This is a genomic window from Vibrio sp. 10N.247.311.51 (genome assembly GCF_041467855.1).
Lineage (GTDB): Bacteria > Pseudomonadota > Gammaproteobacteria > Enterobacterales > Vibrionaceae > Vibrio > Vibrio coralliirubri.
Genome location: NZ_JBFSVK010000013.1, coordinates 137,918 through 151,134, shown reverse-complemented (window position 1 = coordinate 151,134; position 13,217 = coordinate 137,918). Strand labels below are relative to the sequence as shown.

11 protein-coding genes are annotated in these 13,217 nt (G+C 43.5%); 6 read left to right on the top strand and 5 right to left on the bottom strand.

Annotated elements, in window-relative coordinates; genetic code table 11:
- Positions 1 to 123 precede the first annotated feature (123 nt).
- Positions 124 to 2,397, bottom strand: coding sequence for an ATP-dependent Clp protease ATP-binding subunit ClpA (clpA, locus tag AB6E85_RS13805; RefSeq protein ID WP_048607331.1), 2,274 nt, complete (start codon positions 2,395 to 2,397; stop codon positions 124 to 126).
- A gap of 39 nt (positions 2,398 to 2,436) precedes the next feature.
- Positions 2,437 to 2,757: an ATP-dependent Clp protease adapter ClpS gene (clpS, locus tag AB6E85_RS13800; protein WP_004737430.1), complete on the bottom strand. Its 321-nt coding sequence runs from the start codon at positions 2,755 to 2,757 to the stop codon at positions 2,437 to 2,439.
- A gap of 585 nt (positions 2,758 to 3,342) precedes the next feature.
- On the opposite strand from clpS, the gene cspD reads away from it, so the two are divergent.
- Positions 3,343 to 3,564, top strand: a complete 222-nt coding sequence (gene cspD / locus AB6E85_RS13795; RefSeq protein ID WP_004736548.1) for a cold shock domain-containing protein CspD — start codon at positions 3,343 to 3,345, stop codon at positions 3,562 to 3,564.
- Between the two features lie 348 nt (positions 3,565 to 3,912).
- Here the strand turns inward: cspD and AB6E85_RS13790 are convergent, their stop codons facing one another.
- On the bottom strand, positions 3,913 to 6,138 hold the full coding sequence (locus AB6E85_RS13790) for an NADP-dependent isocitrate dehydrogenase (RefSeq protein WP_372143031.1): 2,226 nt from the start codon (positions 6,136 to 6,138) through the stop codon (positions 3,913 to 3,915).
- Positions 6,139 to 6,459: 321 nt separating this feature from the next.
- Here AB6E85_RS13790 and AB6E85_RS13785 point away from each other — a divergent pair, with 321 nt between their 5' ends.
- Positions 6,460 to 7,188 (top strand): pseudouridine synthase, encoded by a 729-nt coding sequence (locus AB6E85_RS13785; protein WP_372143030.1) that lies wholly within the window; start codon positions 6,460 to 6,462, stop codon positions 7,186 to 7,188.
- A gap of 75 nt (positions 7,189 to 7,263) precedes the next feature.
- Here AB6E85_RS13785 and AB6E85_RS13780 read toward each other — a convergent pair whose 3' ends face one another.
- Positions 7,264 to 7,911, bottom strand: coding sequence for a DUF2057 family protein (locus AB6E85_RS13780; protein ID WP_372143029.1), 648 nt, complete (start codon positions 7,909 to 7,911; stop codon positions 7,264 to 7,266).
- Between the two features lie 74 nt (positions 7,912 to 7,985).
- Positions 7,986 to 9,005, bottom strand: a complete 1,020-nt coding sequence (locus tag AB6E85_RS13775; protein WP_372143028.1) for a porin — start codon at positions 9,003 to 9,005, stop codon at positions 7,986 to 7,988.
- 513 nt (positions 9,006 to 9,518) lie between these two features.
- On the opposite strand from AB6E85_RS13775, the gene dinG reads away from it, so the two are divergent.
- The 4 genes from dinG to rsmS all read left to right on the top strand — a co-directional run.
- Complete coding sequence (gene dinG / locus AB6E85_RS13770; protein WP_372143027.1) at positions 9,519 to 11,594, top strand: ATP-dependent DNA helicase DinG; 2,076 nt, start codon at positions 9,519 to 9,521, stop codon at positions 11,592 to 11,594.
- Positions 11,595 to 11,723: 129 nt separating this feature from the next.
- Positions 11,724 to 12,503 carry a TSUP family transporter gene (locus AB6E85_RS13765; protein ID WP_017062114.1) on the top strand — a complete coding sequence of 260 codons (780 nt, stop codon included), beginning with the start codon at positions 11,724 to 11,726 and terminating at the stop codon, positions 12,501 to 12,503.
- A 22-nt stretch (positions 12,504 to 12,525) separates the two neighbouring features.
- A complete protein-coding gene (locus AB6E85_RS13760) occupies positions 12,526 to 13,074 on the top strand; it encodes a primosomal replication protein (protein ID WP_372143026.1) in 549 nt (182 codons plus the stop codon).
- Positions 13,064 to 13,217: pleiotropic regulatory protein RsmS (gene rsmS, locus AB6E85_RS13755; RefSeq protein WP_371726450.1), on the top strand; the 154-nt coding region annotated here is incomplete at its 3' end. The genes AB6E85_RS13760 and rsmS, both read left to right, overlap by 11 nt.

The window sequence follows — 13,217 nt, the reverse complement described above, 5'->3', positions numbered from 1 at the left end:
CTCGCATCTCGCATCTCGCATCTCGCATCTCGCATCTCGCATCTCGCATCTCGCAAGCGTAAAAAAACGCACAACCGAAGTCATGCGTTTTATATTTAAGCCCTTGATTTATCAATCACTTCGTTAGTGCATAACCTCTTCTTTAGCACCAACATAGATGAAATCCAATTCGTCTTTTTTCAGGGATACTTTAACCGTACCGCCATCAACCAAGCTACCGAACAGTAACTCGTTAGCGAGTGGTTTCTTAAGCTTCTCTTGAATCACACGTCCCATTGGACGAGCACCCATGGTCTTGTCATAGCCTTTATCAGCTAACCAGTGGCGAGCATCCTCAGAAACCTCTAAAGACACGCCACGAGCGTCCAGTTGAACCTGAAGCTCGACAATGAACTTATCAACTACTTGGCTAATAACACTTGGATCAAGGCTGTTGAACCAAATGATATTATCGAGACGGTTACGGAACTCAGGAGTAAATACCTTCTTGATTTCACCCATCGCATCTGGCGCATGATCTTGTTGGATAAGGCCGATCGATTTCTTCTCGGTTTCAGCCACACCTGCGTTGGTCGTCATCACTAGAATCACATTGCGGAAGTCCGCTTTGCGACCATTGTTGTCAGTTAGCGTACCGTTATCCATTACCTGCAGTAGCAAGTTAAAAATATCTGGGTGAGCTTTCTCGATTTCATCCAGTAACACAACAGAGTGCGGGTTCTTGATTACGGCATCAGTTAGCAGACCACCTTGGTCGTAACCAACATAACCAGGAGGCGCACCAATCAAGCGGCTCACAGAGTGACGCTCACCGTACTCAGACATATCAAAACGCAGAAGCTCAATCCCCATCAACTTCGAAAGTTGAACCGTCACCTCTGTTTTACCGACACCAGTAGGACCAGCAAACAAGAATGAACCAACAGGTTTATTGTCTGCACCTAATCCAGCACGGGTTAGCTTAATCGCTTCGCTCAATACATCGATTGCAGGGTCTTGTCCGAATACCAACATTTTCATGCGGTCATCCAGTTTCTGCAGTGTATCTTTGTCTGAAGACGATACAGACTTTTCAGGAATACGCGCCATTTTCGCAACCATTGACTCAATATCAGCCACGCTTACCGTTTTCTTACGACGGCTTGCAGGTGCCAAACGGCTGCGAGCGCCCGCTTCATCGATTACGTCAATGGCCTTATCAGGAAGGTGACGTTCATTAATGTATTTAGCAGACAATTCCACAGCGGCACGCAACGCTTTGTTGGTGTAGCGCACTTCGTGGTGAGCTTCGTATTTTGGCTTCAAGCCAATCAGGATCTTGGTCGTATCGTCTAGCGATGGCTCAATAATATCGATTTTCTGGAAGCGACGAGCTAAAGCACGCTCCTTCTCAAAAATACTGCTGTACTCTTGGTACGTTGTTGAACCGATGCAACGTAATTTACCACTGCTTAGTAGTGGTTTAATTAAGTTTGCCGCATCAACCTGACCACCCGATGCAGCACCCGCACCAATAATGGTGTGGATCTCATCGATGAACAGAATCGCGTCTTCTTCTTTCTCCAGTTGCTTAAGAATCGCTTTAAAACGTTTCTCAAAGTCACCACGATACTTGGTTCCTGCTAGCAGTGAGCCAATATCTAGAGAATAAATCACGCTACTCTGAATGATTTCAGGCACTTGTCCTTCAACGATGCGCCATGCAAGACCTTCCGCGATGGCAGTTTTACCTACCCCCGCTTCACCCACTAACAGAGGGTTGTTCTTACGACGACGACATAGAACTTGGATAGTACGCTCTAGCTCTTTGTCACGACCGATTAGTGGGTCAATATTGCCCTGCTTCGCTACTTCGTTAAGGTTGGTAGCAAAATTTTCTAGACGGTCTTCGGAATTAGCTTCTTCAGCATTTTCTGCACCACCAAATGAATCAGATGATGAAGGACTGTCGCCTTCGTTGCTGGCTTTAGTAATACCGTGTGAGATGAAGTTAACAATATCTAAGCGACTAATGTCGTTTTTCTTAAGAAGATATGCCGCGTGAGATTCTTGCTCACTAAAAATAGCCACAAGTACGTTAGCACCTGTTACTTCGCTGCGACCTGAAGATTGAACATGAAAAACAGCGCGTTGAAGTACTCGTTGAAAGCTCAACGTAGGCTGAGTTTCGCGAGTTTCGTCGCTTTCAGGGATAAGTGGGGTCGTTTGATCGATAAAAATATCGAGCTCATTGCGAAGAGCATCGAGATCAGCCTGACAAGCTTGGAGCGCTTCCTTGGCCGCATCATTTTCTAATAATGCTAGTAGGAGGTGTTCGACAGTCATGAATTCATGTCGCTTGTCTCGCGCACGAGCAAATGCGCCATTTAAACTCGTCTCTAATTCTTTATTTAGCATAAGTACCTCCTAAGGGAACAACAGTGTTGTTCGAGCAATTTATACTTGCTCCATTGTACATAGTAGCGGATGCTCATTTTCCTTTGAGTACATCGTGACCTGCGCTACCTTTGTTTCCGCTATTTCAGCACTGTATGTGCCGCATATAGCTTTACCTTCATAATGAACCTTGAGCATCACTTCCGTTGCTTTTTCGATATCTAGTGAGAAGAATCGCTCTAGGATCTCGATTACAAAGTCCATGGGCGTGTAGTCATCGTTATTCAATACAACGTTATACATCGCCGGTGGCTTTACTTTTGTTGCTTCTTTCTCCAGTAAATCTGAGCCTGGAGATGCCCATTCAAAGTTTCTGCTCATATCGCTTTGCTAAGGGTTATTTTTCGGAAGTCGTGAGTGTTTACCTAACTCAAATTTACCACATTCACGCTTTACGGTGTACTAAGAAACTGCACCGAGAAACAGTACCAAAAAATATTCCTCTATACTGAGCCTAATCCACCATTTCCATCGCTGCAAATAAAAGATCTCGATTAACAGGATTAACATATGTGATTGATTAAAAAGACGCCATAACTATTGATGCTAACGATAAGATTACCTCTAAGTTACTATTTAGTTAATAGTTTGCAGTTAATCTCGAATGTGATTTGTTATTAAAATTGATCACTTTTATACCAATTTACTATTGACTGTGCTCAATCATTAGCTACATTGGAGCTAAAAGGTTTTTTAATACATTTTTGCAACATGAATTAAAATCAGTAACACGCTTCAAAAATTAACAATAAGGAATAATTACGCAGGGTAGCGTTAATTTCCGTAAGCAATGTACGAGATTCAAGCTATTAGCTGAAATTCTTTAGCTGGTAGGAATGATATCAATCGCACTTACAACAATTGATATAACAACGTTAGTAACAAAATGCATGAGGGATGTATAGCATGGCTACAGGTACAGTAAAATGGTTTAACAATGCCAAAGGGTTTGGCTTTATTTGTCCAGAAGGTGAAGACGGCGATATTTTCGCGCACTACTCCACAATACAAATGGAAGGTTATCGAACCTTAAAGGCTGGTCAGCAGGTCGACTATGAAGTAGAAAGTGGACCTAAAGGCTCGCATGCTAGCTCCGTTGTTCCTGTAGAAGGCAGCGCCGCAAAATAAGCGAATGCCAACTCATGTTAACCTCCATCAGTCGTCATTAACGGCTGACAGGTAAACAGAATATTGAAACCGCTCATTTAATACCTGTAACACAGGATTACGTGAGCGGTTTTTTCGTTTTGGGGCTATTTTTTCGTTTTAGGGCTATAAGGTTGCTCACTAGACCATTCGTTCGCGGATGTATTCTTATTAAGCTAGGTCTTGGGGGTATTATAAAAGAACAAAAAAAGACGCTTTAACGTTATCGTTAAAGCGTCTTTCGTTTTGACTTTATCTATAACTTAGCTTTCTGACTAAGCAATTCGTTAGCAAATCACGTTCGTGACTGACTAACGATGAGTCCAATCACTATGCATCAATAAACGCGTTTAGCGTTGAGCTTGGGCGCATTAGTGTTGAAACCAATGCATCGTCAAGTAGGTAGTAACCACCTAAGTCGCCAGCCACACCTTGAGCGTTGTTCAGTTCTGCAACAATCGCTTCTTCACTTTCAGCCAGTTGACTTGCCACACCTGCAAACTCAGCAGCAAGATCAGCGTCAGCCGTTTGCTCAGCAAGCGCCTTAGCCCAGTATGCCGCTAGGTAGTAGTGGCTACCACGGTTATCAAGCTCACCTACTCGACGTGAAGGAGACTTGTTGTTATCAAGGAACTCACCCGTCGCTTTATCAAGCGCATCAGCTAGAACTTGTGCTTTAGCGTTACCTGTTACTACGCTCAGGTGCTCTAGAGATGCAGCTAATGCTAAGAATTCGCCTAGGGAATCCCAACGCAGATGGTTTTCTTTCTCTACTTGTTGAACGTGCTTAGGAGCAGAACCGCCAGCACCTGTTTCAAACAGACCACCACCGTTCATTAGTGGAACAATCGATAGCATCTTAGCTGATGTACCAAGCTCTAGAATCGGGAACAAGTCTGTTAGGTAATCACGTAATACGTTACCTGTAACCGAAATAGTATCTAGGCCTTCTTTGATACGAACCAGTGAGTATTGAGTCGCTTCAAGTGGAGCGAGGATCTTAATTTCAAGACCATCGGTATCGTATTCAGGAAGGTACGCTTCAACTTTCTTAATAAGCTGAGCATCATGTGCGCGTGACGCATCTAGCCAAAATACCGCTGGAACACCCGATGCACGAGCACGAGTTACCGCAAGCTTAACCCAGTCTTGGATTGGTGTATCTTTAACCTGACACATACGGAAGATATCGCCTTCCTCTACTTCTTGCTCTAGAAGCACAGCGCCTGAAGCGTCAACAACTTGAACCTGACCAGCAGCTTCAAGGATGAAAGTCTTATCGTGAGAACCGTACTCTTCGGCTTTTTGAGCCATCAAACCAACGTTTGGTACGCTACCCATCGTTGTTGGATCGAACGCGCCGTTCTCTTTACAGAAATCAATAACCGCTTGGTAAATACTCGCGTAGCTACGATCTGGGATCATTGCTTTAGTATCTTTTTGCTTACCTTCTGGATCCCACATTTGACCAGAAGAACGCAACATTGCAGGCATAGATGCATCCACAATGATATCGCTTGGTACGTGTAGGTTAGTAATTCCACGGTCCGAATCAACCATCGCTAGTGGTGGTTGAGTCTCGTATACCGCTTGCAGGTCAGCTTCGATTGCTTCTTTTTGATCTTGAGGAAGCGCTGCAATCTTCGCGTAGACATCACCGATGCCGTTATTTACATCAACGCCTAGTTCTTCAAACAGTTGACCATGCTTAGCAAATACGTCTTTGTAGTAAACCTTAACCGCGTGACCAAAGATCACTGGGTCAGATACTTTCATCATCGTCGCTTTCATGTGAAGAGAAAGCAGTACACCTTGCTCTTTAGCCGATGCAATTTCTTTTTCGAAGAACGCAACCAAAGCGGCCTTGTTCATCACTGACGCATCAATGATCTCTTTATCTTGCAGTGCAAAAGCTGGCTTCAATGTTTTCTTCGCGCCATCTTTGCCAACGAATTCAATGCTAACTTCTGTAGCACCTTCAATGGTTACTGACTTTTCGCTACCGAAGAAGTCTTTGTCGTCCATACTTGAAACGTGCGACTTAGAATCTGCAGACCAAGCACCCATTGAGTGTGGGTTCTTCTTCGCGTAGTTTTTAACTGAAAGTGGAGCGCGGCGATCCGAGTTACCTTCACGTAACACAGGGTTTACTGCACTGCCTTTGATTTTGTCGTAAGTCGCTTTAACAGCTTTCTCTTCGTCGGTATTTGCTTCTTCTGGGTAATTAGGAAGTGCGTAACCTTTTGACTGTAGCTCTTTGATCGTTGCTTGAAGCTGAGGTACTGATGCAGAGATGTTTGGAAGCTTGATGATGTTCGCTTCTGGTGTCTTAGCCAATTCACCTAGTTCTGCTAATGCATCACCAATACGTTGCTCTTCGTTCAAGTAGTCAGGGAAGTTGGCAATAATGCGCCCTGCAAGTGAAATGTCGCGAGTATCAACGTTTATACCAGAAGAAGCTGTAAAAGATTGAATGATTGGCAGCAGAGAGTAAGTTGCTAGTGCCGGAGCTTCGTCTGTAATGGTATAGATGATCGTTGGTTTTTCAGTAGGCATGAAATTTCCCTATAGTTCTTACAAGCTCATTTAAAGTAGTGAGCGTGTTATAAATTGACCAGTAAGCCACTCTAAGAGTGAAAACTGCTTACTCGATAGTCGTACTCTATCTTATTTTTCATACAATCTTGATGACAGCATGAACCAAATCCGTGAGTGCGTTGTTATAATAAAACACGAAGGTATAATTAAACAAATCAGGCTTAAGAGTCCATCAACTTGTTCTATTTTGTGTCTTTTAGGCGCGCAAATGATAGCTCAATTCCGTTTCAGTGAAAACTTTTCAGCACACTTCGTTTACATTTTTGCAAGGTAGTTAACATGTCTACTCGCTCACGCAGCGCATCTCGTTCAGACAAACCGGCTCGTTCTGGTGCAACATTAAAACAAAGCGGTAATAGACAAAGCCGAAGCAGTGATAAGAGTAACACTGGCAATTCGCACAAGAAATCTCACTCCAGTAAGCACCGATATAAAGGCAAGCCTACCAATGCAAAACCTAAGGTATCGCTCGAAAATCGCAAAGTAATTCTGTTCAACAAGCCTTTCGATACTCTCAGCCAATTTACTGATGGCGAAGGGAGAAAAACGCTAGCGGACTTTATTCCAGTGAAAGACGTTTATGCTGCTGGTCGCCTCGACCGCGACAGCGAAGGGTTAATGGTCTTAACCAATGATGGGATATTTCAAGCTAAGCTAACTCAACCAAACTCAAAATCCCCAAAGACATACTGGGTACAGGTTGAAGGCGCACCTTCTGAGGAAGATTTAGATAAATTGAGAAAAGGTGTCGAACTAAAAGACGGTATGACATTACCTGCAAAAGTAGAAGTGATGCAAGAACCTGAAGTGTGGGATAGAAATCCTCCAGTCCGCTTCAGAGCCGCGATACCGACAACATGGTTGGCTATTACAATCATTGAAGGGCGTAACCGTCAGGTAAGACGAATGACAGCCAATATCGGCTTCCCTACCCTGCGTCTTATCCGCTATTCAATGGGCAACATGAATGTGGGGCAGCTGCAGCCTGGTGAGTGGAAAGAGATCTAGCAAACAATTAGTAGAAATGAAAAAGCGAGGTACCTGTCATAGACAAGAACACCTCGCTTTAAAAAATTTTAGGTCTTACTTCTGGTCAATTAACCATTTTTGGAATGCTTTGCGCTCTTCTTCGTTTGCTCTTGAATACCATAGCTTAAGTTGAAGCGTATTTTCAGACTCTTGCACAGTACTGTCGACAGCTACCGTCGCTCCAACTACTGCACCAGTTTGTACCGCCGCTAGTTCTTCTTTCAACGAACGAATCTTCCCTGAATCAAAAACTAAGCCTCTCTCTTGGTTGTAATCTTTAACCAACTGAGGAATATCGCTATAAGGCAGTGCGCCTTTAGCTGGAGGCAAGACTTCTTGCACGACTTCTGCATCATCACCGTTTACGGAGATACTGAATATAGGAAGCTCTCTGTCTACATTTTTTTCGATTTTAGCGTACTTTCTACTTAGAAGATCAATATCAACATCAGCATTTTCGGGAACATTAACTACCATAATGTAAGGAACTGTACTGATAAACTCGCGTTTGCCTTTATCGCTCAAATACCCTGTGTAATCTAAAACGAGTTGGTTTTCACCTGAGGTGAATACAGCGTCTTCCACACTTTCAACAACCTCACCGTTCAAAGTATTTAGCGAAATACCAGAAGCCAAATCAAGAGCAGCCGTTGCGTATGGTGCAGAGAATAGACAAACAAAACTCAAATACCACTTGTTCATGTACGATTCCTTAATCAATAAATGTAAAAAAGCCAGCTAATAGCTGGCTTTTGTATAGCATAGTTAACTACAGATTAGAATGTGTAGTAAACACCAGCGATAACGCCGTCAGCATCTAGAGTTTGTGATGCGTATTCGAAATCAGCAGTTTGGTATTCAGCTAGGAATAGGATGTTGTCACGGAATGCGTAATCAACACCAACAACTAGGTTAGTAGAGTCGATATCAGAGATCTTAGAAGTACCCGCTGCTGTAGCGATTTCGTCAGTTGTTGCTACAGAGTATGTAGTGTATAGACGAACAGCGTCGATTTGGTAAGCAGCTGCGATACCCATAGTTTCACCGTTGCCGTAAGAATCAGCAGCGATGTCAGATAGGTCCCAGTAACCGTAACCTTGGTTGCCTTCAAATTGTGCGTATGTAACAGCTAGGTATAGGCCACCAAACTCAGCAGAAGCAGAAGCACCAGCAAGAGAGTAATCTACGTCTTTAGCAGCGTCACCAGTGATGTAAGAAGCACCGATAGAGAAGTTGCTGAATGCGTAATCTGCAGAGATACCGTAAGTGTTGTCAACGTCTTCAGTAGAATCAGTGTTAACGTCAGCTACGATTGTGAAACCTTCAACGAATTGACCTTTGAATACAGCGCCGTGGCCAGAAGACTCGCGGTGGTGACCACCAGTAGAGCCCATGTAGTTACCTTCGTTTGTGATATCGTCTTTCTGGATAGCGTCAGCAGATTCTGCTAGGTCGCCAGTTTCACCGAAAGCCATACCCCAAGTGTCAGTTTTAAAACCAGCTAGCACGTCATCAAACTTAGCGTTGCTGCCGTCAGTTTCGATTTCGAAAGATGCGAATGCTGTGAACTGATCGTTAAGCTTCTGCTCAGCATCAAGTTGGATTTTAGCCCAAGTAGAAACGTCAGCTTCGTTCTTAGCTGTTTCAGTTAGGTTTTTGTCTACTTCAGATTGAGATAGGTAGATATCTACCTCGCCTTTTAGGCCAACTTTAGTATCGTCGTTAGAGTAAATTTCTGCTGCGTTTACAGAAGTTGCTGTAGCTGCGATAGCTAGCGCTAATAGAGTCTTTTTCATAATAAATCCACTGCCTTTTCTAAGAATGGGAGATCCTTGCCCGGTTCCCTTTTATTTTTATGACTGGTCATTACCACTCTTTGTTGGTTAATCACCGTCACTAAATTTCGAGGTCTAGATTGCAAAAGATTATCCTGCGTGTCAAATAAACTAAAAACAAACCTAAAAAAAACACAAAGCAATCAAAATCAAACACTTACATTTTTTTTCATTGTTTTACGAGCAGATTATCCTTAGTTTTATCAGGAAATATAATAATCCAAAAAAAGAACAAAACAGCATTTAACACCACAAACAACTCGCAAAAACGCCACACTTCAGGATTTAACACCTACAAGCCGGTATTTTTTAATATTTATATTTCACAACATAAATAAAATAGTTAAGTTCCTGATGGTTCAGTTTTTTTTTGTGAACAAGATCTACCTTTGATTCAAAAGCAAGCTATTTCACCGTAAATGTACCGACTAGTGATATGTGCTACTATCCTCGCTCCGTTACGTAGGTCACAGTATGCTAACTACTAAAATTCAAAAATCTATTCGCACCAGTTATCAAAACCTCCAAGATCAGTTGGACAACTTTGTACCTAGACGTGCTCAAAATTACCTTGTTGCAGAAATAGCGAAGACACTTTGTGGTCAATACCACAAAAGTAATCGCATGATTGTTGCAGAAGCTGGGACAGGGATCGGAAAATCACTGGCTTATTTAATGGCTACTATTCCTGTCGCTGTGCTCAATAATCGAAAAATAGTCATATCGACAGCGACGGTTGCGCTACAAGAACAGCTCGTCAATAAAGATCTCCCTCTATATAGAAGACTGACTGATCGAGAGTTTTCTTTCATATTAGCGAAGGGTAGACAGCGTTATTGTTGTTCCGAAAAGCTAGCCGCTGCCTGCGGGGTTGATGGCGGACAAATGGCCATGTTCGAATCTAAGCCAAAGAAGAAGGATATCGACCAACTTCAAACCATGTACCGCAGCCTAACCCAAAGTAAATGGGATGGTGACCGTGATTCGTGGCCAAAACCAATCGACAATATGATTTGGCAGATGATTGTCAGTGATAAGCACAGCTGTAACAACAGTATGCCCACGCATAGAGACTGTCCTTTCCAGAAAGCGCGCTCAGAGTTAGATAAAGCAGACGTGATTATCGCCAATCACAGTTTAGTGATGGCTGATGCTGACTTAGGCGGCGGTGTTATACTGCCTGAGCCAGAAAATAGCATCTATATATTCGATGAAGCTCACCATTTACCGCATGTAGCCAGAGATCACTCTTCTGCGGCTGCGAGCTTAAAAGGTGCGTCGTCATGGTTGGAGCGTTTGAATCAATCCATCACCAAGCTTTCAGGCCTCGCTGAAGAAAAGCGAGTCCACCGATTTCGAAATGAGCTGCAAGACTCAGTGCAACAGCTGATTCCTACCCTGACTCAAATGAGTAAACAGTTTGACGCTAACCACTTTGAAGACGGCTTGTATCGCTTCGAACATGGCGACTTACCTGAGTGGCTTGAGAATGAATCAAAAGACCTCAAGCAACTCACACAAAAGGCGAGCCAAGCCGTTGCGAAGATTGCAGACCTGATTGCAGAACGAGTTAAAGACGGCGAGCTTTCAGCAAAGCTTGCCGAGCCAGCACTCGCAGAAATTGGCTTCTATATACAAAGAACAGAGAACCTTGCTCAAGTTTGGCGCTTAATGGCTGAACCGAAGAGAGAAAAAGGCGCTCCTTTGGCTCGTTGGCTCGAACTTAACAAAGAAAGCGAAGGCGATTTCGTTGTGAATGTTTCGCCACTAGAGGTAGGTTGGCAACTGGATCAACAAATCTGGAGCCGCTGTGTGGGTGCCGTATTAGTATCTGCGACCATGAGGGCGCTCAACTCTTTCAGCTTTTTCTGTCATCAAGCAGGTATCAGCCAAAAAGCAGAAGATGGCGTACAATTTTTGGCTTTAGCATCACCGTTTGATTACCAGAATCAAGCTGAGTTGATCGTTCCGGTAATGAAGTACGAACCACAAGCACCTCAGTTTACCGAATATCTTATTGAAATTTTGCCTAAGGTAATAGAAGACAAAAAAGCCAATCTCGTTCTATTCTCTTCTTACTGGCAAATGAACAAAGTTGCCGAGGCTTTAGCAACAGATTTCGTTAAAAAGTCATGGGCATTGCAGGTTCAAGGTGATACTTCACGAACTGAAATCCTAAAAAAACATAAAAAGCTAATAGACCAAGGTAAAACCAGCGTTCTTTTTGGAACTGGCAGCTTTTCTGAAGGTCTTGATCTACCGGGTGAGCTTCTTGAAAACCTCGTGATTACCAAGATTCCTTTCGGTGTTCCTACCTCTCCTGTAGAGCAAGCACATTCAGAATATATTGAATCACGCGGTGGTAACCCTTTTATGCAGATTACTGTTCCAGATGCGAGTAAAAAGCTTATTCAATCTGTGGGTAGACTACTGCGTAAGGAAAGAGATTCTGGTAAAGTCACGATCCTTGATAGACGCATAGTAACGAAGCGATACGGAAAGTCCCTACTCGATTCACTACCGCCTTTTAAAAGAACAATAAAATACTAATATCCCCTGCCCTTGAGGTAGTTATGGGCCTGTCATCGCTAGGCCCTTGCATTCACAACCCAACATGACTAATCCATCGGTTTTTCATGTGGCTGCCCTATCAGCCGATAACGAGAACACTAGCTATTTATGGAAATGATTGAGCCAACCATGTTGGTCATACTTGCTCTGGTTGCATTTGCAGCAGGCTTTATTGATGCTGTCGCAGGTGGCGGAGGGATGTTAACCGTTCCAGCTTTACTATCACTTGGTTTACCGCCACACATCGCATTGGGTACTAACAAGCTTGCAGCGACTTTCGCTTCATCTACAGCTGCATTCACTTACTACCGCAAAAAGCTGTTCAAGCCTGAGTGTTGGGTCAATGCATTCATATCTACTTTAATAGGTGCGACCATCGGCACACTCACTGTTGATGCCATTAGCACCGAGTGGTTAGAGAAGGTATTGCCGTTAGTCATTCTTGCCGCAGCGGTCTATACCATTTTTCATAAGACTCCAGATGTGAGCCATAATGTGTCTCCTAAGCCATGCCCTGTGCTTAAGAGAAAACAAAAGTACCAAGGATTCATTCTTGGCTTTTATGATGGGGTTGCTGGACCAGGAACTGGCGCGTTTTGGACGGTAAGCTCTATGGCGCTTTATCGCTTAAACATCTTACTTGCCTCTGGTCTATCCAAAGCCATGAACTTTACCAGTAACTTTACCTCTTTGGTGACCTTCGCGATTCTTGGTCATATTGATTGGGTTCTAGGTTTAACCATGGGCCTTTGTTTGATGGCCGGTGCATTTGTTGGCGCTCACTCTGCTATTCGGTTCGGTGCTACATTTATAAGACCTGTGTTTGTTACAGTTGTAAGCGTACTTGCAATTAAACTGGCATACGAAGCTTGGTTTGTGAACTTATAGGCAGTAGCCAACGGGAAGTGAAATGAATCAATTTTCAAAGCTAAAAAGTGTCATTGATACCTTGATTGGCCATTGCTCACAGGTTGATAAATCTCGAGGGGCTTATCATCAAGCCTTGTTTGACCGAGCCTTATTTAAATGCGGCGCCTCTGTTTTGCTTCCCTATGCACTTGAAACTCAGGCAACGTACCGCACCATTGTACGTGAACAAACCTCAAATCAACTGACCGCGTCCAGAGCCAACTACCTGACAGAAAAGCTGACCAATCAGATTGCAGCAATCCAAAGAGAGTTAGCCAACCACGATTTACGCTTGGACCGAAAAAGTAAGTCAGGGAAAACCCTGAACGACCTATACAACGAACTCGCCCAGCACCAAGACTGGCAAAAGCGATTGGTCGATTTAGTACGAGTACGAAAGTTAGCGTTTGATTCTGCGCCTCGCCACGGTAAAAAAAAAGCGGAAGAGACTTGGCAGTTAGCCAAAGAGCGATTAGAACGCTGTGAAGACTCAATGAAAAATATTGAGAGACTGATTAACTTAGAGAACCCTAAGCGAAATGAACACTGATAACACACCATCACCACTGGATAACGCACCAGAAGAAGTTAAGTTAGCTGTCGACCTGATCTATCTGCTCGAAAGCAACGAAATCGATCCAAAAGTCGCGTTAGAAGCAATCAAAATTGTCCAGCAAGATTTACAAGCCAAAC

Excerpts from the sequence above, each read along its gene's own strand:
- cspD (WP_004736548.1), top strand. The coding sequence starts at position 3,343 with ATGGCTACAGGTACAGTAAAATGGTTTAACAATGCCAAAGGGTTTGGC.
- clpS (WP_004737430.1), bottom strand. The coding sequence starts at position 2,757 with ATGAGCAGAAACTTTGAATGGGCATCTCCAGGCTCAGATTTACTGGAG.
- AB6E85_RS13790 (WP_372143031.1), bottom strand. The coding sequence starts at position 6,138 with ATGCCTACTGAAAAACCAACGATCATCTATACCATTACAGACGAAGCT.
- AB6E85_RS13780 (WP_372143029.1), bottom strand. The coding sequence starts at position 7,911 with ATGAACAAGTGGTATTTGAGTTTTGTTTGTCTATTCTCTGCACCATAC.
- AB6E85_RS13785 (WP_372143030.1), top strand. The coding sequence starts at position 6,460 with ATGTCTACTCGCTCACGCAGCGCATCTCGTTCAGACAAACCGGCTCGT.
- AB6E85_RS13760 (WP_372143026.1), top strand. The coding sequence starts at position 12,526 with ATGAATCAATTTTCAAAGCTAAAAAGTGTCATTGATACCTTGATTGGC.
- dinG (WP_372143027.1), top strand. The coding sequence starts at position 9,519 with ATGCTAACTACTAAAATTCAAAAATCTATTCGCACCAGTTATCAAAAC.
- AB6E85_RS13775 (WP_372143028.1), bottom strand. The coding sequence starts at position 9,005 with ATGAAAAAGACTCTATTAGCGCTAGCTATCGCAGCTACAGCAACTTCT.
- clpA (WP_048607331.1), bottom strand. The coding sequence starts at position 2,397 with ATGCTAAATAAAGAATTAGAGACGAGTTTAAATGGCGCATTTGCTCGT.
- AB6E85_RS13765 (WP_017062114.1), top strand. The coding sequence starts at position 11,724 with ATGGAAATGATTGAGCCAACCATGTTGGTCATACTTGCTCTGGTTGCA.